Source organism: Onishia niordana, assembly GCF_004798965.1.
In the GTDB taxonomy this organism is placed as follows: domain Bacteria; phylum Pseudomonadota; class Gammaproteobacteria; order Pseudomonadales; family Halomonadaceae; genus Onishia; species Onishia niordana.
Genome location: NZ_SDSD01000001.1, coordinates 251852 through 277451, shown reverse-complemented (window position 1 = coordinate 277451; position 25600 = coordinate 251852). Strand labels below are relative to the sequence as shown.

Genomic DNA, 25600 nt, shown 5'->3' with positions numbered 1-25600 from the left:
GTGATTATGATACCTTGTCGCGATCTTTCGTCGGTCGAACGTCAAGGACTCCATGGACGCACAAGCCAAGATCAATGCTCGCCTAGCCGAAGAACTCGCCGTTCGCCCTCAGCAAGTGGCGGCCACGGTAGAAATGCTCGACGCAGGGGCCAGCGTTCCCTTCATCTCCCGCTACCGCAAGGAAGTCACCGGCGGGCTTGATGACACTCAGCTACGCCAGCTCGATGAGCGTTTGCGTTATTGTCGCGAACTCGAAGAGCGCCGCGAGTCGGTGCTTGCCGCCATTGACGAACAGGGCAGGCTCGACCCCGCGCTTGCCACCTTGATTCGCGACGCTGACACCAAGCAGCGTCTCGAAGACCTCTACATGCCGTATCGCAAGAAGCGGCGTACCAAGGCGCAGATTGCCCGTGAAGCGGGCCTCGAACCGCTGGCGGATGCGCTGCTCGCCGATCCATCTCTCGACCCGCAGCAGGAAGCTCAAGGCTACCTGCGCCCCGCTGATGGGGAGGTTCCGGCCATTGAGGACGCCAAGGCGGCGCTCGACGGCGCCAAGCAGATCCTCATGGAGCGCTTCGCCGAGGATGCTGAACTGGTCGGACGGCTGCGCGAGCGTTTCTGGGACGAAGGACAGCTCAGCGCTCGCCTGATAGAAGGCAAGGCTGAAGAGGGCGCCAAGTTCTCGGATTACTTCGAGCATGATGAGGCGCTTGCCAAGGCACCCTCACACCGGGCCCTGGCGATGTTCCGCGGTCGTAACGAGGGGGTGCTGGCGCTGTCGCTCAAGCTACCCGGGGAGGATGAGGCGCCGGTGCATCCGGCCGAGGTGGCCATCGCCCGCCAGGCCGGCATCGCTCTTTCCGGCGAGCAACCCGGTCGTCCGGCTGACCGCTGGTTGCGTGAAGTGGTGCGCTGGACCTGGCGGGTCAAACTCTACACTCACCTTGAAACCGAACTGATGGGTAGGCTTCGCGAACGCGCCGAGCTCGAGGCCATCAATGTCTTCGCTGCCAACCTGAAGGATCTGCTGCTGGCGGCACCGGCGGGCCCCAAGGCCACGCTGGCCATTGACCCGGGCCTGCGCACCGGCTGTAAGGTCGCGGTGGTCGATGCTACCGGTCAGTTTATCGAGCATGCCACCATCTATCCTCATGCGCCCCAGAAGCGCTGGGACGAGTCGCTGGCGGTGCTTGGCAAACTGGTCGATAAGCACGGCGTGGCGCTAATTGCGGTAGGCAATGGCACGGCGAGTCGCGAGACCGACAAGTTGGCCGGCGAGCTGATCACCCAGCTGGGTGGTCAAGGGAAGCGCCAACTCAGCAAGGTAATGGTCAGCGAAGCCGGTGCGTCGGTGTACTCCGCCTCTGAGTATGCGGCACGCGAGTTCCCGGATCTCGACGTCACCATCCGGGGAGCGGTGTCCATCGCCCGTCGCCTGCAGGACCCGCTGGCGGAACTGGTCAAGATCGAGCCCAAGTCGATAGGTGTTGGCCAGTATCAGCACGACGTCTCTCAGGTTCAGCTCTCCAGAAGCCTCGAGGCGGTCATCGAGGACTGCGTCAATGCGGTAGGGGTAGATCTTAATATGGCCTCCAGCGCGCTGCTCTCTCGCGTCTCGGGTCTCAATCCGGGGCTTGCCGAGAACATCGTGGCCCGCCGGAATGCCGAGGGGGCCTTCTCGAACCGCAAGGCGTTACTCGAGGTGAGCCGTCTGGGACCCAAGACCTTCGAGCAGTGCGCCGGCTTTCTGCGCATCATGCAAGGCGATAATCCGCTGGACGCCAGTGCCGTTCACCCCGAGGCCTACCCGCTGGTCGAGCGTATTGCCAAGGCCGGTCGCTGCGACGTGGCGAGCCTGATCGGCGACAGCGCCACCCTCAAGGCGATCAAGCCCGCCGATTATGCCGACGAGCGCTTCGGGGTGCCGACGATTACCGATATCCTCAAGGAGCTCGACAAGCCGGGCCGAGATCCGCGCCCTGAATTCAAGGCCGCCGAGTTTCGCGAAGGCGTCGAGACCCTCAAGGATCTCGAGCCTGGCATGGTGCTTGAGGGCAGTGTCACCAATGTGACGCACTTTGGTGCCTTCGTTGACATTGGCGTCCATCAGGACGGTCTGGTACACATCTCGGCGCTATCGCACAGTTTCGTCGAAGACCCGCGCAGTGTGGTCAAGGCCGGCGATATTGTGCGGGTCAAGGTGATGGCGGTGGACATTCCGCGCAAGCGCATCGGCCTGTCGATGCGCCTGGATGACGACACCCACAAGGCCGAGGCCGAGAGCGGCGGCGAGTCGCGGCGCAGTGCTTCCACAGAACGCAAGTCGCGTCGGCAGGGCAGTGAACCGGCCCGCAGCAATGCGTCGGTGGGCGCTCTTGGCGAGGCCCTTTTGCAGGCCAAGCGCAAGACGCATTCACAAGGCTGATTCGTCATCGCAAGTGATGCCTCGCTGATGGCGGCTTGAAAGCCGTCGGCGAGGCCGCATAATCACCTATTTGAGAGCCGGGCTTTCGGGGTCCGGCTTCGTGCGAACGCCAGCGTTTGGCGTTCGCTCCGTTTTCAAGAGCGAAGAGAGGGGCGCGGCCCCACCCTTCCACGACATGGGGTGTTCACCTTGTCCGAGCAACTCGCCAACGTCCTCTCCCGTCTCAAGGGGCCGGCCCGCCAGGGGCTGATCGGCCGACTGCGCCGGGGGATCGAGAAGGAAGGCCTGCGCGCCGATCCCCACGGTATGATCGCCGCGACACCACATCCGCGGCATCTGGGATCGAAGCTGACGCATCCGTATATCACCACCGATTACTCCGAGGCGCTGCTCGAGTACATCACGCCGGTCTACTGCCGACCCTCGGATGCGCTGGCGTTTCTTGGTGACCTTCATCGCTACAGTTATCGCTATCTGGGCGATGAGCTGATCTGGCCGGCCAGCATGCCGACCAAGCTCGAAGGCAATGACAGCGTGACGATCGCCGATTACGGTGATTCCAACGTCGGCACCATGAAGCATGTCTACCGCAAGGGATTGGACGTTCGTTACGGGCGCATCATGCAGGCCATTGCCGGGCTGCATTACAACGTCTCGTTGCCGGAAAATCTCTGGCCGCTGCTCAAGGAGATCGATCGTCAAGCGGGACACGATATCGAGGGAGATTATCGTTCCCTGCGCTATTTCGGCCTGATTCGGCATTTTCGTCGCAATAGCTGGCTGCTGATGTATCTATTCGGTGCATCACCCGCCATCGACGAGAGCTTCCTGGAGGGCAAGTCAGTACCTGAAAAACTCCATCAGCATGGCCGACATACGCTGTTGTCCGACTATGCGACCACGCTTCGCATGTCGGATCTGGGTTATCAGAACAAGGTGCAGGAGCAGCTCAAGATCTGCTTCAACTCCCTGTCCAACTATGTGGGCACTCTGCGGCACGCTATCTCTACCCCTTGGCCGGCCTATGAAGAGAAGGGCGTCAGGGTGGGTGGCGAATGGCAACAGCTCAATGCCAATATCCTGCAGATCGAGAACGAGTATTACAGCGATATTCGCCCCAAGCGGGTGGCGCGCCATGACGAGACGCCGACCCAGGCCCTCGAGGCGCGTGGCGTCGAATACATTGAGGTGCGCTGTCTCGATCTCAATCCCTTCCTGGGGCTCGGGATCGACGAAACCCAGATGCGTTTCCTGGATACCTTCCTGATGTGGTGTCTGCTGGCCGACAGCCCCTGGATTTCCGATGAGGAGTGCGACCGGCTCGACGATAACCGTCGGCTTGTCGTCGAGCGTGGCCGAGACCCCGATCTGCATCTGACGGTCGATGGCAAGGCGCAGCGCCTGTCCGAACGCGGTCATGTGATCTTTTCAGAACTCTCAAGCGTGGCTGAACTGTTGGATATCATTGAAGGCGGAGAGGCTCACAAGCAGGCGCTCAGTGATCTGGCGCCACGCCTCGATGATCCGGGTCTGACACCTTCCGGCCAACTGACGGCTCGGCTCAAGGAAAACGATGAGGACTTTGTCGAGGCAACGCTTGCACTGGCAAGGGAGCAGGCAGAAGCCTGGCGCGCCAAGCCCATGGACCGCGCCCGCGAGGCCCTACTTGAGGAGCTTCGTGAAACCTCCCTGCAGCAGCAGGGTGAGATTGAGGCCGCTGACGTGGAAATCTTCGGCGATTTTCTGATGCAGTACTTTGCACGTGCTCAGGAACCTCGTCCGCTAAGCGAAACCTAAATGCCTTTTCGGGCCTCGCTCAATTGGGCGAGGTCCATGCCCTCTGATTCTTTCCAAGGATGTTTCCTGCATGATGCAATCTGTCCAGGCGTGGACACCGCGCCGCTGGGCCCTGCTGGGGCTTGGTTTCTGTGTGTTGATGATGGGCGTGGCCCTGTTTCTGGAACACGTCATGGGTCTCGAACCCTGTCCGTTATGCATCTTTCAGCGAGTGGCGGTGCTGGCCACTGCCTTGGTGCTGGGTCTGGCGGCGTTACACGGCCCGCGAGGATCGGTAGGTGCCGTCTATGGGGTCCTGGGGCTGGTGACGGTAGGGGCTGGCGTGGGGCTTGCCTGGCGGCATCTGTGGCTTCAGTCGCTGCCGCCAAGCGAAGTGCCCAGCTGCGGTCCCGGGCTCGATTACATGCTGGAGATCCTGCCGCTCAGGGAGGTGCTGAACACGGTCCTGATGGGGTCAGGTGAATGCGCAGAAGTGGGCGGTCGGCTGTTGGGCCTGTCGCTGCCGGGCTGGACGCTGATTGGCTTTATGGTACTGGCGCTGGTCCCACTCGGCATGCTGTTTGCGGCTCTGCGTGATCGTCGCGGCCAGGCACCTGCCTGAAGCCTCCCTTCGTTGAATCAGGGTTGTCCTGGATCAAGGGGATCACGATCTTGGCATTGACAGGCCCCCCCTGGAAGCGGAATCTTGCTCTCAACGGAAGTCCACGTGAGGGCTTAGAGCCGAGGCTTGGGAGGGCACCATGCTTGAAGATTGTAAAAGCGCATTGGAACGCTGGGGCGGTGTTCACCGGCTGATCGATCGCTGGCTTGGAGAACGCCAGGTAATGCTCAATAGTTTCGTCGCACTCAGGAAAGACTGCGACGAAGCTCTTGAGTCAGTCGACAAGGCTCAGATAGATAGTTTCAGTGAGCTATTGATGGATTATATCAGCGCCGGTCATTTCGAGATCTATCCCCAGTTGCGTGAAGAGGCCAAGGCCTTTAGTGACGATGGAGCGCTGACCATTGCCGATCAGTTGCTCGAGCGTCTGGAAATGTCCACCGAATTGGTACTTTCCTTCGATGCCGACTACGCGACTCCCAGCCGCTGCGAGTTCTATCTCAGTCGCTTGCCGGCCTGGCTTGATCGTCTGGCACGTGGCCTGGAAACGCGTTTTGATCTCGAAGATCAGTTAATCGGGCGCTTGCATGCTGCCCATTCCCCGCCGCCAGGGGCCCAGAAAGCGATCGGCATGACCAGTACCTGAGGCTGTGGTATTGATCACGCCTTGAAGACAAGTAATCGCCTCGAACCGTGTCTCACCATTACCAACCAAAACGCCCCGGCATGGCCGGGGCGTTTTGCGTTCAGGGATGTGATAGGGAATGCGGCATCACATCAGTGAGGAGGCCTCGGGGCGCTCCAGGTCGGTCAGCGGTACCTCGCCGGTCAGCAGGTCTTGCTCGAACGCCTCGGTATCGATGTTGAAACCAAGGAACTGCTGCGCCAGGAACATGTCCTTCTCGGCATTGCCAAGGCAACTGGTGCCGCCGGGAGAGGGCGTCATATTGAAGACGATACCCGTGCCCGGGTTGATCTTGGCCTCACCCATGACCAGCTTCTTCTTGTCCTTGTCGATCAGCTGCGGGCGAACGCCGCCGAAGCCCTTGGCGAAGCTGACGTCACTGACGGACAGGCTCGGCACGATCTTCTTGACGTCCTTGAGGAACAGGCGCTCTCGCAACCACGGCACCTCGAACATGAAGTTCTTGAAGATGTAGTGGCGGATGTCGCGCACTTTGAGCAGGTCCCAGAGTGCCTTGACCACGTTTTGATCCAGGCGCAGCACCTTCAGGAACTCGATGAAGGTCTTGCCGTTGTAGCGTTCGAGCAGCGGCAGCATCAGGGCCGTGGGGCCAAAGCGGGTCTTGTCCTCGACCAGCACGTCCGGGTCGCCGTGGACGGCGGCGAACGGCAGGTTCTCATTCTGGACAGTATAGACCTTGCCGTTGAGCACCTTCGGTGTGAAGTAGAAGGAACCGGCCATCGGCAAGCAGGATTTGTCGAGGCCATAGCCCATTTGGTGAGCGAAGAGCAATGAGTGGCCGCCGGCGCTGACCACTACGTAGCGCGCGGTCAGGGTGCCCTTGTTCGGTGTCTCGACCTTGAACAGGTCGCCTTCCTGATGGATCTTTTTGACGGCGGTAGACAGATGCACATCGTAGTCCATGCCCTTCTCGTCGGCCGCTTTCTGGCCTTCCTCGACAAAGGCTTCCGAGAGGGTCGTGTAGTTGACCGCGGTGTACTCCCCGGTTGAGCCCATGGCAACGATAGGTTCTTCCGGGCGACGTCCCTCGACAAGCTTAGGCTCGAGCTCGGCGATATCATCACGCTCAAGCAGTTTCATGTTGGGAAACAGTTCTGAAAACCGCGTAAATCGATTGCGCAGGAAGTCGACCTCACGTTCGCCAACGCCAAGTACCATCTTGGGGTACTTATAAACCACCTTGTCGCGCTTGGCCGGGGTCAACTTGGTAGAAAAGTTAATCACCATGCCGGCGGTGCGTTTGGTGACCTTGGCTTTTTCGAGCGTGTAGTTGGTCTCGATATCGCCGCAGTGGATCGTCTGGCTATTGTTGCGACCGTGAGAGTTGACGATCGCCACATGATCGTACTTCTCGACCAGACCGATAGCCTTGAGGTCAGTGTAACGGGCCAGTTCATACAGCAGGGCGGTGCCAGAAACGCCGCCTCCGACAATCAGCACATCGTAGGTCGGGGTAGTCATGGGGTCTCTCGCTTGTCTTTTGGCGGGACATACCCTCCGAGAAAGTTTCGGAGGCCCTGAACCTGCTGGCGAGGCGCTGCCGCCGGCAGGGTCGACGTGAAGCATGGAAAGCATTATAGCGACTTCGCCGACAAATAAAATCCATCCCAAAGCTCGACTTTATGCTGAAGAGGAACCCTATAAGGAATACCTTGGGTATGTGGAATGCGATTTTATCAATAAAAAACATGGGGTTATGTTTTTTCTGTCGTGCCTTGAACATGCTGCGTTGCATCAATGGATAATATTTATCATAGCCATGAATCACCGAAACGTCATGCATGGCCAACGCCGCAGAGAGCGAATGAGGCTTGGAAAGGAGGGCAACAGGTGGGGGCGGAGGGCCAATAAGGGGCTTAGCCCTCTCTGCTAGCCTCACCCTGTGGTGAGGCGCTACTCGCCCAGGCCTTCAGCGCAGGCTGATGACGCGCCAGCCGTTGTCCAGCGCATGCTGGCGCAGGGTAGGATCTGGATCCACCGCGACGGGATGATCGACCTGCTCCAGCAAAGGGAGGTCATTGTGAGAGTCGCTATAGAACCAGGCGCCATCCAGCGTCATTCCACGTGCCTCTAGCCATTGCTCGAGACGCGTGACCTTGCCTTCTTTATAGCTTGGGGTGCCGGTCACTTGGCCGGTATAGCGTCCATTGTGAATTTCTGGCTCGACCGCAATCAGGTGGTCGATACCCAGTCGCTCGGCGATGGGCCCGGTGATAAAGCGATTGGTGGCCGTGATGATCATCAGGGTGTCGCCGCGGGTGCGATGGCGTGCTACCAACTCTTCACCACGGGCCAGGATGGCGGGCTCGATCTTTGAGGCCATGAACTGCTGGTGCCAGGCGGCCAACTGTTCGGGGGTGTTCTCTGCCAATGGCTTGAGAGCGACTTCGAGGAAGGCGTGCATGTCGAGTGTGCCGTTCTCATAGTCGCGCATGAAGCGCTCATTGGCCTCTCGATAGGCAATCGGGTCGACTGCGCCCTGTTCGAGCAGAAACTCTCCCCACGCATGATCGCTGTCGATGCCGATCAGGGTGTTGTCGAGATCGAAGATGGCCAGGCTCAAGGCACACTCCTTCTTGTGTTTGCGGCGGACGACAGGCTGCGCGTTGAGTGGGGATGCATCTGTCGCCGGTAGGCGGATGAATAAGGGGCGAATTATTGCAGAGTGGTTAGGCGTTGAACACCGCCGCGAGCGGCTACTGTGAAGTGTATTGATGCCCTTTCCAGCTTTGTGGAAGAATGGCTTTAATATTGGATTCATAAGGTGATGTCCGTGATCGACGCTGACGGCTTCCGCCCCAATGTTGGCATCATCATTGCCAACCACGCGGGCCAGCTGCTTTGGGCGCGTCGGGTAGGACAGAATGCGTGGCAGTTTCCCCAGGGAGGCATCCAGGCCAACGAGACACCGCAACAGGCCCTGTACCGGGAGTTGGAAGAGGAAATAGGCCTCACCGAGGCCGACGTCGAACTGCTCGCCTGTACCCGAGGGTGGCTGCGCTACCGTCTGCCACGACGCATGATACGAACCCATTCACGGCCGATATGCATCGGCCAGAAACAGAAATGGTTTTTGCTGAGGATTCGCTGTACCGACAGTCGGGTCTGCATGGATACCACGCCCAAGCCTGAGTTTGATGGCTGGCGCTGGGTCAGTTATTGGTATCCTCTGGGGCAGGTGGTGCCCTTCAAGCGGGAAGTCTATCGCCGCGCGTTGCGCGAGTTGGCCCCGCGAGCGCAGCGACTGGCCCTGGGAGGGGACTGAGCTCCCGAGTCGGCGTGTACATTCAAGCCGGTCGATATTTCAACCGACAATGACAAGAAGAACGCTCATGCTCGACGTGTTACGTCGTATCGTCCAGGAGGTCAACGAGGCGCGCAATCTGGATGCCGCGCTCTCGACCATGGTTCGTCGCATCCGCAAGGCCATGCGTACTGATGTCTGCTCCTTTTATCTTTACGACGTAGAGCTTGAGCGCTTGGTGCTGATGGAAACCATCGGTCTCTACGCGCGGGCCGTGAAGCATGTCAGATTGCCCCTTGGCGAAGGCCTGGTGGGTCTTGTGGGTCAGCGCGAGGAGCCCCTTAATCTCGAAGATGCCCCGGCACACCCGCATTTTCGCTACTTCGAGGAAACCGGCGAAGAGCGGTTCTCGAGTTTCCTTGGCGTACCGATCATCCATCAGCGACGCATGCTGGGCGTCTTGGTCGTGCAGCAGCAGGACAAGCGACGCTATGACGAGGGTGATGAAGCGTTTCTGGTGACGATGGCCGCCCAGCTCGGCGGCGTGCTGGCGCATGCATTGGCCACCGGAGCCTTGACGCGGCCTGTTAGCGCGGATGGTCAGGCCGTTTTCATCGGGGTGGCCGCATCGCCCGGCATGGTGATCGGCGATGCCGTGGTGATTGCTCCTCCCGCTGATCTGGACAGCGTGCCCGACCTGATTCCCACCGATATCGACTTTGAAATCGCCAGGCTGAAAGAGGCGATTCTCAAGGTTCGCGATGAACTTAGATCGACCGGCGAGCGGCTTGCTAGCCGCATCAGTGCACAGGAGCTGGCGCTGTTCGAGGTTTATCAGCAGATGTTGAGCGAGGCGGCTCTTGGTCAGGAGGTCGAAAAGCGCATCCGCGAAGGGCAATGGGCGCCCGGGGCGCTAGCCGATGTGGTGCGCCGCCACGTGCAGTACCTGGAGCGGGTTGATGACAATTACCTGCGCGAGCGTGCCGCCGATGTGCGTGACCTGGGGCGCCGCGTACTGGCGCACCTTCAGGAGGAAAGCGCTGAAACTCCCACGACCTATCCTGATCGTACCATCCTGGTCGGTGACGAAATTAGCGTGGCCACCCTCGGAGAGGTACCTCGCGGCAAACTTGCCGGTTTGGTGTCGATTCGTGGCTCCAGTACATCGCATGTGGCCATCCTGGCGCGCGCGATGGGAGTGCCGACAGTACTGGGCATGGTCGATTTGCCATTAACGCGTCTAAACGGCGCTAGAGTAATCCTTGATGGACATCGTGGGCGCCTGTTTGTGCGCCCCACAGAGGAACTTGGTCAGCACTACCAGAGCCTGATTGCCGAGGAAGATGCACTGTCCGAAGTGCTCGAGCACGAGCAGGATCTGCCCAGCGAGACGCCGGATGGCCATGTCATGCCGTTGATGGTCAATACGGGGCTTGCCGTGGATGCGGTGGCGTCACTCAAGACGCGTGTCAGCGGGGTGGGGCTATATCGTACCGAAGTGCCCTTCATGATCACCGAGCGGTTCCCCGGCGAGCAGGAACAGACGCGCCTCTATCGCGATCAGCTAGAAAGCTTTGCGCCGCTGCCGGTGGTGATGCGCACCCTCGATATCGGCGGTGATAAGGATCTGCCCTATTTCCCTATTGAGGAAGCCAACCCTTTCCTCGGTTGGCGCGGTATCCGCGTGACGTTGGATCACCCTGAGGTGCTGATGGTGCAGTTGCGCGCCATGCTGCGTGCCTCTCATGGCCTTGATAATCTGCAGATACTGCTGCCGATGATCACCAACGTGGAAGAAGTCGATAGCGCCTTGCGATTGATCGACCGTGCGCAGGCCGAGCTCGCAGAAGAAGGGTTTGAGGTCGGGCGTCCTCGCATCGGCGTGATGATCGAAGTGCCGGCGACGCTTTTCCAGCTTGGGGCCCTGGCCGAGCGCGTGGATTTCTTCTCGGTGGGCAGCAATGACCTGACGCAGTACCTGTTGGCAGTAGACCGCAACAACCCGCGAGTGGCCGAGCTGTACAATCCCTGCCATCCAGGCGTCTTGTCCGCGCTTGCGCGCCTTGCCGAAGAAACCTCTGCGCTTAGCGTGCCGACGTCGGTATGCGGTGAACTCGCGGGGGATCCGGCCGGTGCTTTGCTACTGATGGGCATGGGGTTCGATACGCTATCGATGAACGCCCCGAGCTTGCCGCGTGTGCGAGCCGCCATTCGGCGGGTGTCGTTGCCGGCAGCCCAGGAACTGGTCAAGGAAACGCTGTCGCTGGATACACCCACGAAGGTGCGTGCCCATCTCGTTGCCCGCTTGACTGAGTGGCAGCTGGCCCACCTGCTACCACCCACAGACTAGGTGATGGCAGAAACGAGGTGATAACAGGAACAAGGCAGAGCCCGAGCTCTTGCAGAGACTGGGCACCTGAGCAGCGCCAAGCGCTCACGCTTGATGCGGCGTGTACCAGGATTCTTGCGATAGCGAGAGATGTGTCTCGCCGAGCGGGTGCGCGCTTGGGCCAAAGCGACGCTCGCTGAGCGCCAGATGGCCGTTCTGGCACCATTCCAGCCAGGTGGTCGCGCGGGTGCCATAGGTCTCGCCCGTGATGAAGGGGGGCGCCAGCTGGCGCTCCACCGCTAGGCCGACACCGGTGTCCGGCAGTGCCTGATCATTAATATCGAGCCACTGCTGATGCATCACCCTAAGTGCGCTTTGTGGCCAGGTGCTGGTACTGAGGCTCTCTGCAAGCCCCTGTCGTGCCAGCTTGAGCTTGGGCCAGGGTGTGTCCAGGTCTGCATTGGAGAGCCCGTAAAGACCGGCGGGTAGGCGGTGGAGCTTGAGGGCATCGCGGCCGCGATGCAGATGCCACAATCCCGCGCGATCGCCAACGAGCAAGTTAAACCCCGCGTAGCTCCATGCTTCCCCGCTAACCAGGTCTTCGAGCCAGGCGGGCAAGTCATCGGCGTTGAGCGCCTTGGGCACCAAGTGGCCGCGGCTGGGGCCATCGGGTGGAGAAACCAGTGCCGTATCGCGGACATTGGTGATCGCGGCAAACCGCCCCCGGCGGTGCAGTGCAAGCCAGCTGCCGCCGGCAACCAGGTCGCGACCGCCGATGATATCTGGGTCTTCGGTCCATGCCTCCAGGGATGCAGTAGGGCGCGCAAAGAACTCATCCCGGTTGGCAAGCAGGCGCAACCAGACCGGGCTGTCGGGGCGGTAGTCAAAAGTGATCAGGCACATGGGGCTACTGTACCCCGCAGTGATAAAGTCGCAAAGCTCGGTGATCGTGTGGCGATATCAGTGTTTTTTACGGCATGGTTGCTGTCTGAAGTCTAAGCTTGATCATGGCTAGTTAATTAAGGTGGGTATGATGAGCATGAGGGGGTGCCAGTGATGGAGGGACGCATTTTGTATGTAGGCGATTGCCTACAAAGTCCGTCGGTTTCATGACAGGGTTAACGCGTCCACGTACACTCCTATCTATCTTCGATCGATGAACCAAAAGGCAGTCAATGCGAGTGGAAACCCGCCCGGATAGCCTATGGCAACGACTGATCTGGCCGGTGTTGTGGCCACTGTTGTTGGCTGAAGCGTGTCTGGTCACATTGTGTGGTGTCGCCTGGATCATGATCTGGCGGGCATCGCTTTCAGCGCAGAGTGCGTCTCTTGCGTTGGCCTTGCTGATGCTGGTGATGCTTGTCGGTACAGGATTGATTGTCAGCATTTTTCTGGTCATGGTTCGACATCGTCTTCAGCGCTGGGAAACCCATCTCGGCGTCCCCTACGAACGTCTCGAAAGGCTGCTGCGCGAAGTTCAAAAAGAACTGCCCAGTTGGTTAAAGCCGAAGCGCGTTCAACTCGGCCGTGCCCAGACGGGAAGCCCAGTAACGCGACTGGAAACCCTGCTCGACAGCCTCGATACGCTATTGAGCCGACTGACCGAACGCCCTCAGCTCGAGCAGATGTTGGTCGGCTTGCCAATGCCAGCCTTCATCATGCGAAATGATGTGTTGGTCGATGCCAACACGGCCTTTGAGAAACTGATGGGCTGCACCAAGGCGGATCTCAAGGGGTTGGGTACTCAGTGCATGCTTCGCTGCGAAGAGCCTGGTGCCGAATGGACCAGGGTAAGGTTGCATGATAGTCAGGGAGGCTGGCACGGCTTGCGTATGTTGTCGTTGCGCGACCGTCACGATCATGAGCTGGGTATCCTCGACACGCAGGAGAATGCCCCGGATTATTCTGGCCAGTTAGTCCAGGCGCGTGATCGCGCACGCGAGGACTCGCGGCTCAAGTCCACTTACATGCGGTTGTTGCAGCGCGAGCTCGAACCTGTTGTGGAAGAACTCCGCGATTACTTTACCGATAATGGCACCCCCTCTGGGCAGGATAGCCCCAGGCAGGGTAGCCCCGGGCAGGATAGTCCCGGGCAGGAACGCCTGCGCGAGCGGTTGGCCGATATTGCCGCCCTGGTCACCAACCTTTCTGAGCCGACGCCCGAGCTGCTAGGCAAATCCGATACTGCTACTCAGCCTGCCAATGCGCCGTACTGGCCTAGCGTCTTGGTGGTCGACGATGGGCCGGTGAATAGCATGCTGGCGCGTAATGTCCTTGAGTCCGAAGGGTTTAATGTCGATGTGGCCGAGAGCGGCGAGCAGGCGCTGTCGCTGATGGCAGACCGGCTCTATGACCTGGTATTCATGGATATTTACATGCCGACGCTTGATGGTCTGGAGACCAGTCGTCGCTGGCGAGCCCTCGAAGCTGAAAACGGCAGGGACGAGCGCAGCGTGCTGATCGCCTTGACCGCCAATGCAAGCGAAGCCGACCGCGACAATTTCAAGGCGGCGGGTATGGACGATCATCTGGCCAAACCTTATCGGCCGCAGGCCCTGGTCAAGATGGTCAGGCGTTGGCTGCCGGGGTTCGAGATGCCCTCTGATTGAGGCCGGCGCCTGCGATCAACGCTTTACCGGTTTCTCTTGTGGTCACGACTTTCTTCGCTCTTTTCTTCACTCTTTTCTTCTCTACGTTTGGATGCAAGATGCTGAATTACCCCGCGATCGACCCGGTGGCCATTGCCCTAGGCCCCTTCAAGGTGCATTGGTATGGCTTGATGTACGTGATTGGTTTCATCGCTGCCTGGTGGCTGGGCCGGCGTCGTGCCAGCCGGGTTGGGCTTGCCGGTGATGATGTGGGGGACCTGATTTTTTATGCCGCTGTCGGTGTCATTGTCGGTGGCAGGCTGGGTTATGCCCTTTTTTATGGGCTCGAGCGCTTGCTTGCGGACCCGCTATGGCTGTTTCAGGTCTGGGATGGCGGCATGAGCTTTCACGGTGGCTTGATTGGCGTGCTGGTGGCTGCCCTGTTGTTTGCGCGTAAGCATCGCTTGGCCTTCTTGCAGCTGACGGATTTCGTGGCACCGCTGGTTCCTATCGGCCTGGGGGCAGGGCGCATGGGTAACTTTATCAATGCCGAGCTCCCCGGTCGGGTGACTGACCTGCCCTGGGGCATGCCGTTTCCGGGCATGGGGCCTGCCCCCCGTCATCCCTCTTCGCTTTACGAGGCGTTGCTCGAAGGCGTGGTGCTCTTCGTGATTCTCTGGTGGGTTTCCGCGACGCCGCGACGCCGCGGCCTGGTGTCAGGGCTTTTTCTCACGTGTTACGGCAGTTTCCGCTTTCTGGTCGAGTTCGTTCGGTTGCCGGACCCGCAGCTTGGCTTTATCGCCTGGAACTGGCTGACCATGGGCATGCTGCTGTCACTGCCGATGATCCTTGGTGGCCTACTGCTGATGCTCTGGTCTCGCCATCGCGGGGTAGACGATATGCGCAGCTCCGGTCCGGCGAGTGCCTGATCCGTGGTGGGGCGGCACCTTCAACATCAAGAGGTTTTCCTGAAGCATTGGCCGCCGATTCGCTGACTCAGTACACTACGCCTTTTTGCCACAACCTTCGGCGATACCCTGATGTCCGACGACCCGCATGAGACAGCCTCTGGTGCCGCTATGGCGCTCGAGCAACCCTATCTCGACCTGATGCGCCATGTGCTTGAGCATGGCGCGTTGAAACATGACCGCACAGGTGTTGGCACCCAGAGTGTGTTTGGCCACCAGATGCGCTTCGATCTTGCCCGTGGCTTTCCGTTGCTGACCACCAAGAAGCTGCACCTGCGCTCGATCATTCATGAGTTGCTGTGGTTCTTGGCCGGCGATACCAATATCGCTTACCTGAAAGAGCACGGTGTGCGGATTTGGGACGAATGGGCCGATGAAAACGGCGATCTGGGGCCGGTATACGGGTATCAATGGCGTAGCTGGCCGCATCCCGGCGGTGGGCATGTCGACCAGATCGCCAAAGTGATCGAACAGATCAAGCACAACCCAAATTCGCGTCGTCTGATCGTTTCTGCCTGGAACCCGGCTCTGGTCGATGAGATGGCGCTGCCGCCATGTCATGCGCTATTCCAGTTTTATGTCAACGATGGCCGTTTGTCCTGCCAGCTCTATCAGCGCAGTGCCGATATTTTCCTGGGCGTGCCCTTCAACATAGCCAGCTACGCACTGCTGACCCAGATGATCGCGCAGGTCTGCGGCCTTGCGCCGGGGGAGTTCATTCATACCCTGGGGGATGCCCATCTCTACACGAATCATCTGGAACAGGCAGAGTTGCAGCTCTCCCGTACGCCGCTGGCCACTCCTTCGCTGTGGCTGAACCCGGACATCGACGACTTGTTCGCTTTCCGTTTCGATGACATTCGCATCGACGGCTACGAGGCACATCCTCCTATCAAGGCCAAGGTGGCGGTATGAGTGAGACCCCTATGAATGACGCCCTGGAAACCTTCGAAACCGTCGTGCCGGTGGCGATGATTGCTGCCATGTCGCGTAATCGGGTGATCGGGGTAGATAATCAGCTGCCCTGGTATCTTCCCGAAGATCTCAAGTTTTTCAAAGTCATGACGCAGGGCAAGCCGCTTGTCATGGGTCGCAAGACCTTCGAATCGATCGGCCGCCCATTGCCTGGACGACGCAATATCGTCGTCACCCGCGACCCTGACTTCGAGCATCCGGGGGTGAGTGTCTGTCATGATCTGGTCAGTGCGCTTGACCTCGCAGACCAGCAGGCGATCATCGATGGCGTCGAGGAAATCATGGTGATGGGCGGTGCTCAGATCTATGCTCAGGCCTTGCCTTATGCCAGTCGACTCTATCTTACCGAAGTCGATATCACCCTTGAGGGTGACGCCTTCTTTCCCGAGCTCGAAAAGGCATCTTGGCGCCAAGAGCAGGTCGTTGACGGTGAGCCAGCAGAGGGGCAGCCGGCTTATGCCTTCTGTCAGTATCAGCGTATCTAGCGTCGTTGATCAGCGCTAGCGGTTGTCGAAAGAGCCTGGCGGGTGTTGTTGGCCAGTGGTGGTGTTGCCCGACCAGGGTTTGTCAGGAATGCCGGGTTGGCACACACTTGCCGAGAGCCGTTCAAATTGACGGGCCTCGTCCGAAAGGCATTCGAGCGGTCAATCTTCGGTCGAACCGGCCTGGATGACCCAGGCTAAACGAATCAGTCCGAGCGGCTTGGCCTAGCAACCCGGCCTGAGTCACTCGGTTTGAGAGACTCGTGGTGGTTGGCTTGCTCCAGTTGATCTGGATTCGCCGACTATTGTGAGACGCGCATGGAGGGGCATGCCTTGAATAATGAACGGACCGCGACCTTGCTGGCGACGCTTGAAGCCTGCGCCAACGAGCATCTTGATGCGTTAGTCAGAGCGCGGGATCAGGTCGTGGCGTTGCAAGCGCAGAAGCATCAGCTGGAAGTCCGCAATCGCGAGCTTGAACAGCACAGCCTTGAGCTTGAGCGACGTAGCCATGAGCTTAAGCAGCAACACCATGAACTTGCCCTCAAGCACCAGGCGCTTGAAGAGAAGTGCCGTGAGCTTGAGGAAAAGTTCGCGCGGGCACCGCATACCGCTGATGGCCATGCCCATCCGCGCAGTCAGGGGCTTAAAGCGTTGCTGTCGCACCGGGCTCGGCCAGGCAATCAGCAGGCGCCAGCGGTAAGCTTGAGTGAGACGCCGGGTGATGATTCATTGCCAGACAGCGGGCATTCACCGTCGAAAAGCACGTCAGAAAGCACTCCAGGTGGCGAGCCATCGGGGGCGTCGCTTCCTGAGCCGCATGCCAATCAAGCAGCACCGCAGGCATCGCTTCCAGAAGGTGAGCTACCATCCCCCCAGGCGCTCCTGAATCAATGGTATCGCCGTTATCCCGATGCCTTCTTCAAGGGACATACTCGCCCTCTGCGGGTCGGAATCCATGAAGACTTGCTAAGCCGTGAGCCCTGGCCCGAAAAGCTGGTGCGCCGGGCGCTTGCCTGTTATGTCCACTTGCCGCGTTATTTGAAGGCGGTACGCGAGCTCGCCGAGCGGGTCGGGCTTGATGGCGAAGCCGCTGGACCGGTTACCGAAGGCGAGGCTCGTTATGCACGCAAGAAGCTCGACGAGCTGCGTGCCCAGCAGCAGAGCGAGCGCTCAGGCGCAAGGCGCGGTGCTGAAAAGACGGCTGATAAGGTGAAGGGAGATAAGCGGGAGTCCAGGCAGCGTCATGGTCAGAACAGCCAAGCGGCTGGCAAGCCGTCGAAGAAAACCGGCCGGCCAAAGGGTGCTGAGCGGGGCAGAGCGCCTGCCCAAGACACCGAGCATGATAACGCCCATGATACCCAGCCTACGGTGCCTGCGGCTGAACCCTCAGAGGCTTCAGCCTCTGATGCCCCCGCTGATCGCCTGGAGCGCAAGCTCGGGGCGCTGCTCGCCAAGCACTCCCCCCGCTGACACCAGAAAGCGTTGATACAAAAGGCTTGGTGTCGACGCTTCCCCTATGGATCATGTGATGCCGCTGGCCGTCATAGTGGTGTCATTCGTGCGTGCCATGCTCAGGCTGCTGAATGATCGGCACTTCGACAGGCTTGCGAAGGATGGGTTCCATATACGCAGTGCATCGAGATTAAAAACAGTGTTTTTTCTTGTTGCACTCCGCAAAATCCCGGTATATGGTTTGCCTGCGAGCATTGGATTATAACAAGGCCACAATCGGATAGACGTTTGGGCTCTGAGCAATCTGCCCTGGCGGGAAAAGCCGAAAGGCCGGCTGCTTCAAGCAGCAAGTACGATCGAAACCTTAAGCTAGTTACATAATTAGTCACATAAAGGACTTATCGCGATGAAAAAGACACTCCTAGCGACTGCTATCGCCGGTGCCATGGTAGTTTCCGCCTCCGCTTCCGCTGCTACCGTCTATAACCAGGATGGCACCAAGCTCGACATCTACGGCAACATCCAGATTGCCTACAAAAACGTTAATGACGCTGCTGGCGATTCTCAGGATGCCATCGCCGATAACGGCACCACCTTCGGCTTCGCCGCAGAGCACGCGATCGCAAGCGATCTGACCGGTTACCTGAAGCTTGAGTTCGACGACATTAAAGCCGACGAAATGGCCACCGACATCGATAACGATGATGCTGGCGACACTGCCTATGTAGGCCTGAAAGGCTCCTTCGGTGATGTTCGTCTCGGCTCTTACGACCAGCTGATCGACGACTGGATCCAGGACCCGGTCACCAACAACGAATACTTCGATGTTTCCGACTCCACTAGTGCTCACGGTTCCGGCGCTGACCAGCAGACCGATAAGGTGACCTACACCTCACCGTCCTTCGGTGGCCTGCAGTTCGCTCTGGGTACCCAGTACAAGGGTGATGATGACTCCGCCGATAGCGGTGTTGACTCAGGTGACAGCAACGCCTCCTTCTTCGGTGGCGCCAAGTACACTGCGGGTGCCTTCTCCCTCGCGGCCGTCTACGACAACCTGGATAACGTCAACTACGTTGATCCCAATGGTGATGTCGACAGCATTGGCGACCAGTACGGTATTACCGCTCAGTACACCATGAACGCCACGCGTTTCGCTCTGAAAGTCGAGCGTTTCGAGTCTGACGCTGATGATGGCCAGCCGCAAAACGCGAATGGTAACTTCAAAGAAGATACCAACTTCTACGGCGTATCGGTTCGTCACGGCTACGGCATGGGCGATGTCTACGGCGCCTACCAGTACGTCGATGTGGGTGGCAGCGACTTCTCTGACACCATCGATGAAGCCGCCAGCGGCGACTACCCGAACGATTCTGGCGAGAGCTACAACGAAGTGATCGTCGGTGCCACTTACAACATCTCCAGCGCTATGTACACCTGGGCAGAAGTGGCTATGCTTGATCGCACCAACGATCAAGGTGATGGTTTCGCCACCGGTATCACCTACCTCTTCTAAGCCTATCGTGCGCGGGGTTTGACCCCGCAGCCTCAGGCTTATATAACGAAAGCCGGCCCTTGGGCCGGCTTTTTTCGTCTTGATGTGAGGTTCCATGAAACAGCCTATTGTCACCGGGGCGCTCGTTGCCCTAGGCCTCTCAATTGCCAGCGCCACGGCCTTGGCTAGCACCACCGAAGAGCGTTTTCGCGAGGAAGGGCGCGGCATGGATCTGACCGGCTTCTTCAAGTCGGAAAACGATGCCCGCAGCCAAAACTTCAATTATAACGGCACCCATGAGCATGCCTTCAGCGTCGATTCAGCCGGCGAGTATCTGCTTGAAAGCAGGGTGCCTGGAGGTCAGTCCGACGATTATCGCGTCGAGGCGACGTTGCTCGATGACGAGGGTGCCGTGATCGCCCGTGGTGAGGGCCTTGGCCAGAGTGGTGGCCTTGCCATGCGTCAGCGCCTTGAACCCGGTGACTATGTGTTGCGGGTCGAGGGCCAGAAATATGGCTCAAAGGGCAAGCAGGGTAACAGCTACTTCATCACCGTAGCGGGCATCGATACCCAGGGTAATCGCACCAATGCCGTGAGTGATGGCGAGGGACTCTTTGTCAGAGAAAGCGCGGAAGGTGAGCGCAGTGCCTTCATCCGCAACAACGATACCGTGGCTGCCCTGTCGGCGCCCTCAGCGGCAGAAACGCCGAATGCGCCAGAGCCAGCAACGGCCACTGAGAATCCGTCAGCCCCCTCAGCGCCTGAGCCCGCCGCCGAGCCGGCAGAGCCCACAAACGCCGCGCAGACGGCGAGTCAGGATCAGGCGTTCCAGGAGATCGTGACCGATGTGAAGATTCGCGCCCGGGGAGAAGTGCTTTCCTTTGCGGTACAGGAGGCCGGAACTGTCGCCATCACGACCTCTACCTATCCGAGTGGCTATGAAGATACCTACCGGATCGAACTTGAAGTGCGGGATGATGCCGGTCGCGTCGTAACGCGCGATGCCGGTGAAGGCTTCGATGGCGATGTAGATCTCGAAGCGAATCTGGAACCGGGGCAGTATCGTGTCTGGGTCAACGGTCAGAAATTTGGCTCCGCGATGAGCGGTGTCAATAATTATGAGTTACGGATCCGCCAGCTCGACTAATGATCACTCCGACTCCCAGGCGCATTTAGGGTATGCGCGCTTGCGGCAGTGAATCAGAGGGTGATCAATGCGGGGTAGAGAAGGGGCTGTCCGTCTTGGCAGCCCCTTCTTTATGAGGAGAAGTTGGCCTGTTTATAAGGCCATGAGCGGTGCCTGAGTGCCTTAGTTGTCGTTGCCTTCTTCCAGCATCATGCGGATCAATGCTTCCAGTTCCTCTACCTGGGTCTCCAGGGCTTCGACGCGTGATTTGTCTGATGTGCTGGTCTGTTCGCTAATTTCCGCCATGCGTTCTTCCACGACAACAGAATCCATCGCCAGCGCCGTACCGGCCATCAAGAGAGAAGCCAGCACGCCTGCGGTCATGGTCTTAAGGTTTACAAGCGTCTTCATATTACACCTCACGTTGTTGCCACCCCTGCGTTGCAATCGCTGTAGGATGGTTGGGATCATCGAGCCTTGCCGTGCCGATATCGCGAGGCTCTACGTTCAAGGCCTTGTCATGGGCCTTGAGTCTTGGTGTCGGCAATGGCGGGGACCTTACACATATTGTGATGAAAAACGGTGTCGCGGGGTTTTCTTCCCGAATCCTCGTAAGTGGCTGACAGCAAGTTGCGCTTAGCGCTATTTGGGCGATGGCTATTGGGCGACCCCCGCAGCTAGGCTATGTCTGAAAAGTACTGCGCTCGTCCATACGGCGTTAAAAATCGGCTCAAGATGCTCATTTACACCCCGTAAACTCCGCTCTTTCGCCAATTTTTGCCTTGTCTGGCCTTCGCTCGTCGACTTTTCAGACACAGCCTAAGTCGCTCGCAGTGAGTAGTAGAATCAGAAAAAGGGGTAGTGGCAGAAGTAGTATTCCACGACTTCTTTCGTGATAAAGTGGCAGTCATATTCACGAGTGATTGGTTGCCAAGAGTATGCTGCGGATCTTCGGTACGCTTCATTCCCGTCTTATGTTGTGGATTGGCATCGGCTGGAGTGTGCTGGTCGTTTCGACGTTGGCTTTTACTTATCTGACGGGTAGTGAGTTGATCCGCCAGGCCAATATCAGTCACTTGAATTATGAAGCCAGCCTGATTGCTCGCCAGGTGGATCGGTCCATCGATCAGCGTGTCACTATGCTCGAGTATCTTGCCGAGCAAGTGGCTCCACAGATGCCGAGCGCCCCTGGCCAGTCGCTGATCGACACCCCGTCAATGTTGGCAAAGTTTGACCGTCTGGCTCTGGTCTCCTCCGAGGGCCGCGTGGTGGAAAGTTATCCTCATTTGGAAAGCTTGCAGGGCGTCGACGTCAGTGATCGTGAATATTTTCGCTTTGGCCGGGCCGTGGGCAGACCTCACGTCAGCGAACCTCTCATTAGCCGAGGGTTGGGAGTGCCGATTATCTCCATCGCTGTGCCTCTTACTGATAACGAGGGAGATTTTGTTGGCCAGTTGCTCGGTGCTGTCAGTGTAGATTCCAGCAGTTTCTTCGATAGTTTGAATAGTATTCGTATCGGTCATGATGGCTTTGCCTCGCTGATCAGTTCCTCTGGCGTCGTGATTTCTCATCCTGACGATGGCTTGGTCATGGAGACGCTTCGCGATAGCAGTGACGACATATTGTTAGATCTCGCGTTGCTCGGCTGGCATGGCGCTGGAGAAGGAGCACTTGCCGATGGCGAGAGGGCGTTGCATGCCTATGCTCAGGCCTGGACCCCGGGATGGGTCGTCAAGGTGACTCAGCCGATCCATCAGGTGCAGGCGCCGATAAGCCTCCTAGTCAACAAGCTGTGGTGGGTAGGTCTGGTAACCATCGTGTTGTTGATGCCGCTAATCTGGTGGCTGTTGAAGTTGGCGTTAGCATCGCTGCATCGTCTTGAATATCAGATAGGCCAGGTGACCGCCGGTGAGCGTCGACGCGTCGACATAACCAGTAAGTTGAGGGAGTTGAGCCAGTTGGCAACCACCTTCAATCGTCTTCAGCGTCAGCGCGAAGAGGCCACCGCAAGCCTTAATGAGCGCCAGGCCTTTCTCGATGCGGTGTTGGCTTCTTCTCCGGTAGGCATGTTTGTCGCATCACCAAAGGGGCAGGTGGAATACGTTAATCCGGCGCTTGCTGAGCTCACGGGACATCAGCGTGACGATCAGCAGAGCGTTAATTGGATGTTGTATATTCACCCCGACGATCATGATGATTTTGTCGATCTGTGGCGCGACGCTGTACATCGAGGGCGTGACTTTATAAGGCAGTTCCGGTACTTGCTAACGACTGGGGATGTACTTTGGCTCGAGATACATGCAGGCCAGGTGCGCAAGGGAGCTGCGGTGCTTGGGCATGTGGGTACCGTCAAGGATATTACGCGGCGTCGTGAACAAGATGCTTTGCAGCGCTGGGAGGCCGAGCACGACCCGCTGACCGGCTTGCTCAATCGTCGCGGTTTCGAGCGCCGCCTTGAAGAGGCTTTTCTAGAGTGGCAGCAGCGACATCAGCAGTCGGTCTTGATGATGTTTGATCTCGATCATTTCAAACCCATCAATGACGAAGGCGGGCACGCTCTGGGTGATGAGATGCTGCGCGTCATTGCCGAGGCCATTACGCCGCTGGTACGCAAGAATGACTATGTGGCCCGGCAAGGGGGCGATGAGTTCGCGGTGCTGATGCCAAGCTGTACGCTTGAGCAGGCGCGAACCGTATCGAAGCGGTTGCTGGATACGGTGTCGGACCTGCGCGTGTCAGCTGAGAACAAGGACTATAGCGTGACCTTGAGCTTGGGAGCTGCCTGCTTCTTTTCGTCTGACAAGGCCATCGACGATATCGTGGGCCGCGCCGATGATGCCAGCTATCAGGCCAAACGGCAGGGGCGTAACCGGATTATAGAAAGTGCCTTGTCAGTCTGATGACTCGCCCGTGGCGGGGAAGTGCTGAAAGCACTGGCGGTTTAGCTGACGCATTTTAATGTGTACCACTGCATTGAGCGCGTGGTATTTGCGGCGTAACACCGCTTGGTGGCCTTTGCCGTCTTGCGGGTAGCTCGCCAGCCTGAAGATGTCATAATCTGCGTTATGCTCAAGAAAAAGCCCCGACCAAATGGCCGGGGCTTTTTCCATGGTATCCACTTTATTTTTGCTTCTCTTTCCATCGGAGCGGTGTCCGGGGAGTCCAGAGAATGTGGCTACCATGAGGCTGTATGGCGCCCCCTGAAGGATTCGAACCTTCGACCTATCCCTTAGGAGGGGATTGCTCTATCCAGCTGAGCTAAGGGGGCGCGGGAGGGGTGCATTATAAGCATCTGATGGCGCCAGATAAACCCGTATCTTGCTGTTTACACCCGTCTCAATGGATAGCGGGGCGAGGCCGAGGGTGCCACGTAGCGTTGATGCAGCTGGTCGTAGGGCATCGGCTTGTCGATCCAATAGCCCTGCGCCATATCGCATCCCAGCGCCTTTACGCTATTCAGTTGTTCTTCGGTCTCGATGCCCTCGGCGAGCACCTGGCGCTGCATGGCATGTCCCATGGCGGTGATGCCGCGGATAAACAGACGCTGATCCTTTCGAACATCTACATGCATGATCGCGCTGCGGTCGATCTTGATCGTGTTCAGAGGAAGTTGGCTTGCGTAGGTAATTGAGGAAATGCCAGAGCCGAAGTCATCCAGAGCGATGAGTGCGCCCAGCTGTCGGGCTTCGCTGAGGAGGCTGCACGCCAAGTCCAGGTCATGGAAGTGCGTGGACTCGAGCACTTCGGCGACCAGAAAGGGGGTATTGAGATCATAGCGGTGACGTGTGGCAGATAGTGCTTCGATGAAGGCGCCCGTCTCGATCTGGTCTTGGCTCAGGTTGACGTTGACCATGACATCATAACCCAGTTGACGCAGTCGGTTTGCCACCTGACCGGCTTGATCGATCAGCCAGCGCCCATAAGGCAGGCTCAGCGAAGAATGCAGAAGGGTATCGATGAAATGGTGGGGGCCCAGAACACCCTTGTCGGGATGCCGCCAACGAACCAGCGCTTCAAGACTGACGATTTCACCGCTCGCCATGGACAGGATAGGTTGGAAATACAGTTCGAGCTCGCCTCGCTCAAAGGCCGCCTTGATACCCACATAGGCATCATCGGCCATTGACTCGGTCAGCTGCGTATCCGCTACGGCAATGCGATTCTTGCCTTTCTGCTTGGCGTCGTACATGGCGGCATCGGCGGCGTCCAGCAGGGCGGAGCTACCGGTCTCGTGTGTGGTTGTAAAGGCGATGCCGATCGAGGCCGATACCGTGACCTTTTCACCGTTGTCGAGGGCGTAGGGCTGGATGATGTCATCGAGCACCTTCTGTGCGACCTTGGCTGCCTTGTCGACCGTGCCGAGGCCGCTCAGCGCGATCACGAATTCATCGCCACCGAATCGAGCCGTCAGGTCATTGGCACGCATGAGCCTTTTGAGTCGTCGGCTAATCTCGACCAGCAATTCGTCGCCTGTGGAATGGCCGAAACTGTCGTTAATCGGCTTGAAGTCATCTAGGTCCAGAAACAGAACGGCAATCCCGCTTTGCGTAAACTCTAAACTCTCTAACTGACGCTCGAGCAGGACGTTGAAGTGACTGCGATTGAAAAGACCGGTCAGCATGTCGTAACTGGCCATGCGTTCAAGCCGCGCCTGATTCATACGGCGCTGCGTTATGTCGCGGAATACACCGATATAGTGGATGATCACGCCATTCTCGTCGCGGATGGCCGAGATGGTCGTGTTTTCGATCAGTTGACTACCGTCTTTACGCGTATTCCATATATCGCCGGTCCAGAAGCCGCGTGCCTCGACCGCAGCGAACATGCTCTGGTAGAACCCTGAGTCATGCTTGCCGGAAGACAGCAGGTTGGGCTTTTTGCCCAACACTTCTTCGCGCGAATAGCCGGTCAGTCGGGTGAACGCCGGGTTGGTATCAACGATCCGTTTCTGGGCATCGGTGACCAGAATGCCGTCATGCGTATTGTGGAATACGGCCTGGTTCAACTTCATTTGTTGCCAGGCTCGCTCGCGTTCGGAGACATCTCGCTGTAGCCCGACCAGGTAGCGTCGTCCCGAGTCGCCATAGAGTGTCGAAAGGCTCAATTCATTCCAGAAATCGGTACCATCCCTGCGCCGGTTTTTCAGCGTCAGGGTGATTGGCGTGCTCTGTCGAATGGCCGTGCGCAGTTGCTGAATGGCCGATGGGTCGGTGTCCTCGTTTTGAAGAAAACGGCAGGAACGACCAATGACGTCTTCACGGCGATACCCGGTGAGCGTCTCGAAGGCCTCGTTGACGTAAATCAGAGGAGTGTCTTGAATATCGGCGTCGGCCACTGAAATTGCCTGGCCGGGAGTATCAAGCAGTTTGGTTAGTTGGTCGGGCAGGGTGGCAAGGTGAGTCAATGGTGGTT

20 protein-coding genes and 1 tRNA gene are annotated in these 25600 nt (G+C 58.4%); 14 read left to right on the top strand and 7 right to left on the bottom strand.

Annotation, left to right across the window (positions count from 1 at the left end; translation table 11 throughout):
- Positions 1 to 52 precede the first annotated feature (52 nt).
- The 4 genes from ETC27_RS01190 (at position 53) to rsd (ending at position 5469) form a co-directional block, all read left to right on the top strand.
- Positions 53 to 2425: a Tex family protein gene (locus ETC27_RS01190; protein WP_136253160.1), complete on the top strand. Its 2373-nt coding sequence runs from the start codon at positions 53 to 55 to the stop codon at positions 2423 to 2425.
- A gap of 180 nt (positions 2426 to 2605) precedes the next feature.
- Positions 2606 to 4222 carry a glutamate--cysteine ligase gene (gshA, locus tag ETC27_RS01185; protein WP_439331780.1) on the top strand — a complete coding sequence of 539 codons (1617 nt, stop codon included), beginning with the start codon at positions 2606 to 2608 and terminating at the stop codon, positions 4220 to 4222.
- A gap of 70 nt (positions 4223 to 4292) precedes the next feature.
- Complete coding sequence (locus ETC27_RS01180; RefSeq protein WP_136253158.1) at positions 4293 to 4823, top strand: disulfide bond formation protein B; 531 nt, start codon at positions 4293 to 4295, stop codon at positions 4821 to 4823.
- A gap of 139 nt (positions 4824 to 4962) precedes the next feature.
- On the top strand, positions 4963 to 5469 hold the full coding sequence (rsd, locus tag ETC27_RS01175; RefSeq protein ID WP_136253157.1) for a sigma D regulator: 507 nt from the start codon (positions 4963 to 4965) through the stop codon (positions 5467 to 5469).
- 126 nt (positions 5470 to 5595) lie between these two features.
- On the opposite strand, the gene ETC27_RS01170 is transcribed toward rsd, so the two are convergent.
- Positions 5596 to 6990, bottom strand: coding sequence for an FAD-dependent oxidoreductase (locus tag ETC27_RS01170; RefSeq protein WP_136253156.1), 1395 nt, complete (start codon positions 6988 to 6990; stop codon positions 5596 to 5598).
- A 448-nt stretch (positions 6991 to 7438) separates the two neighbouring features.
- Positions 7439 to 8092, bottom strand: a complete 654-nt coding sequence (locus tag ETC27_RS01165; RefSeq protein ID WP_136253155.1) for a histidinol-phosphatase — start codon at positions 8090 to 8092, stop codon at positions 7439 to 7441.
- Between the two features lie 210 nt (positions 8093 to 8302).
- On the opposite strand from ETC27_RS01165, the gene ETC27_RS01160 reads away from it, so the two are divergent.
- Positions 8303 to 8794, top strand: coding sequence for an RNA pyrophosphohydrolase (locus ETC27_RS01160; RefSeq protein ID WP_136253154.1), 492 nt, complete (start codon positions 8303 to 8305; stop codon positions 8792 to 8794).
- A gap of 67 nt (positions 8795 to 8861) precedes the next feature.
- Entirely contained in the window at positions 8862 to 11123 is a 2262-nt protein-coding gene (gene ptsP / locus ETC27_RS01155) for a phosphoenolpyruvate--protein phosphotransferase (RefSeq protein WP_136253153.1), read from the top strand.
- Positions 11124 to 11207: 84 nt separating this feature from the next.
- On the opposite strand, the gene ETC27_RS01150 is transcribed toward ptsP, so the two are convergent.
- The gene (locus ETC27_RS01150) at positions 11208 to 12005 is read right to left on the bottom strand and encodes an NRDE family protein (protein ID WP_136253152.1); all 798 of its coding nucleotides are present in this window, start codon (positions 12003 to 12005) and stop codon (positions 11208 to 11210) included.
- A 272-nt stretch (positions 12006 to 12277) separates the two neighbouring features.
- Here ETC27_RS01150 and ETC27_RS01145 point away from each other — a divergent pair, with 272 nt between their 5' ends.
- The 7 genes from ETC27_RS01145 (at position 12278) to ETC27_RS01115 (ending at position 20209) form a co-directional block, all read left to right on the top strand.
- Positions 12278 to 13711, top strand: coding sequence for a response regulator (locus ETC27_RS01145; protein ID WP_240724750.1), 1434 nt, complete (start codon positions 12278 to 12280; stop codon positions 13709 to 13711).
- A gap of 98 nt (positions 13712 to 13809) precedes the next feature.
- Entirely contained in the window at positions 13810 to 14619 is an 810-nt protein-coding gene (gene lgt / locus ETC27_RS01140) for a prolipoprotein diacylglyceryl transferase (RefSeq protein ID WP_136253151.1), read from the top strand.
- Between the two features lie 111 nt (positions 14620 to 14730).
- Positions 14731 to 15573, top strand: a complete 843-nt coding sequence (locus ETC27_RS01135; RefSeq protein ID WP_276605681.1) for a thymidylate synthase — start codon at positions 14731 to 14733, stop codon at positions 15571 to 15573.
- Positions 15570 to 16118 carry a dihydrofolate reductase gene (locus tag ETC27_RS01130; protein WP_240724749.1) on the top strand — a complete coding sequence of 183 codons (549 nt, stop codon included), beginning with the start codon at positions 15570 to 15572 and terminating at the stop codon, positions 16116 to 16118. Before ETC27_RS01135 ends, ETC27_RS01130 begins: the two co-directional genes overlap by 4 nt.
- Positions 16119 to 16448: 330 nt before the next feature.
- On the top strand, positions 16449 to 17588 hold the full coding sequence (locus tag ETC27_RS01125; RefSeq protein WP_240724748.1) for a ProQ/FINO family protein: 1140 nt from the start codon (positions 16449 to 16451) through the stop codon (positions 17586 to 17588).
- A 388-nt stretch (positions 17589 to 17976) separates the two neighbouring features.
- On the top strand, positions 17977 to 19083 hold the full coding sequence (locus ETC27_RS01120; RefSeq protein ID WP_136253149.1) for a porin: 1107 nt from the start codon (positions 17977 to 17979) through the stop codon (positions 19081 to 19083).
- Positions 19084 to 19177: 94 nt separating this feature from the next.
- Positions 19178 to 20209: a hypothetical protein gene (locus ETC27_RS01115; protein WP_136253148.1), complete on the top strand. Its 1032-nt coding sequence runs from the start codon at positions 19178 to 19180 to the stop codon at positions 20207 to 20209.
- A 162-nt stretch (positions 20210 to 20371) separates the two neighbouring features.
- On the opposite strand, the gene ETC27_RS01110 is transcribed toward ETC27_RS01115, so the two are convergent.
- Positions 20372 to 20599, bottom strand: a complete 228-nt coding sequence (locus ETC27_RS01110) for a hypothetical protein (RefSeq protein ID WP_136253147.1) — start codon at positions 20597 to 20599, stop codon at positions 20372 to 20374.
- A gap of 527 nt (positions 20600 to 21126) precedes the next feature.
- Here ETC27_RS01110 and ETC27_RS01105 point away from each other — a divergent pair.
- A complete protein-coding gene (locus tag ETC27_RS01105) occupies positions 21127 to 23088 on the top strand; it encodes a sensor domain-containing diguanylate cyclase (protein WP_136253146.1) in 1962 nt (653 codons plus the stop codon).
- Here the strand turns inward: ETC27_RS01105 and ETC27_RS01100 are convergent.
- From ETC27_RS01100 to ETC27_RS01090, 3 genes are all read right to left on the bottom strand, one after another.
- The gene (locus ETC27_RS01100; protein ID WP_136253145.1) at positions 23080 to 23298 is read right to left on the bottom strand and encodes a hypothetical protein; all 219 of its coding nucleotides are present in this window, start codon (positions 23296 to 23298) and stop codon (positions 23080 to 23082) included. The two genes, ETC27_RS01105 and ETC27_RS01100, sit on opposite strands and share 9 nt — an antisense overlap.
- An 81-nt stretch (positions 23299 to 23379) precedes the next feature.
- Positions 23380 to 23456, bottom strand: a tRNA-Arg gene (locus ETC27_RS01095).
- 57 nt (positions 23457 to 23513) lie between these two features.
- Complete coding sequence (locus tag ETC27_RS01090) at positions 23514 to 25592, bottom strand: putative bifunctional diguanylate cyclase/phosphodiesterase (protein ID WP_136253144.1); 2079 nt, start codon at positions 25590 to 25592, stop codon at positions 23514 to 23516.
- Positions 25593 to 25600: the final 8 nt, after the last annotated feature.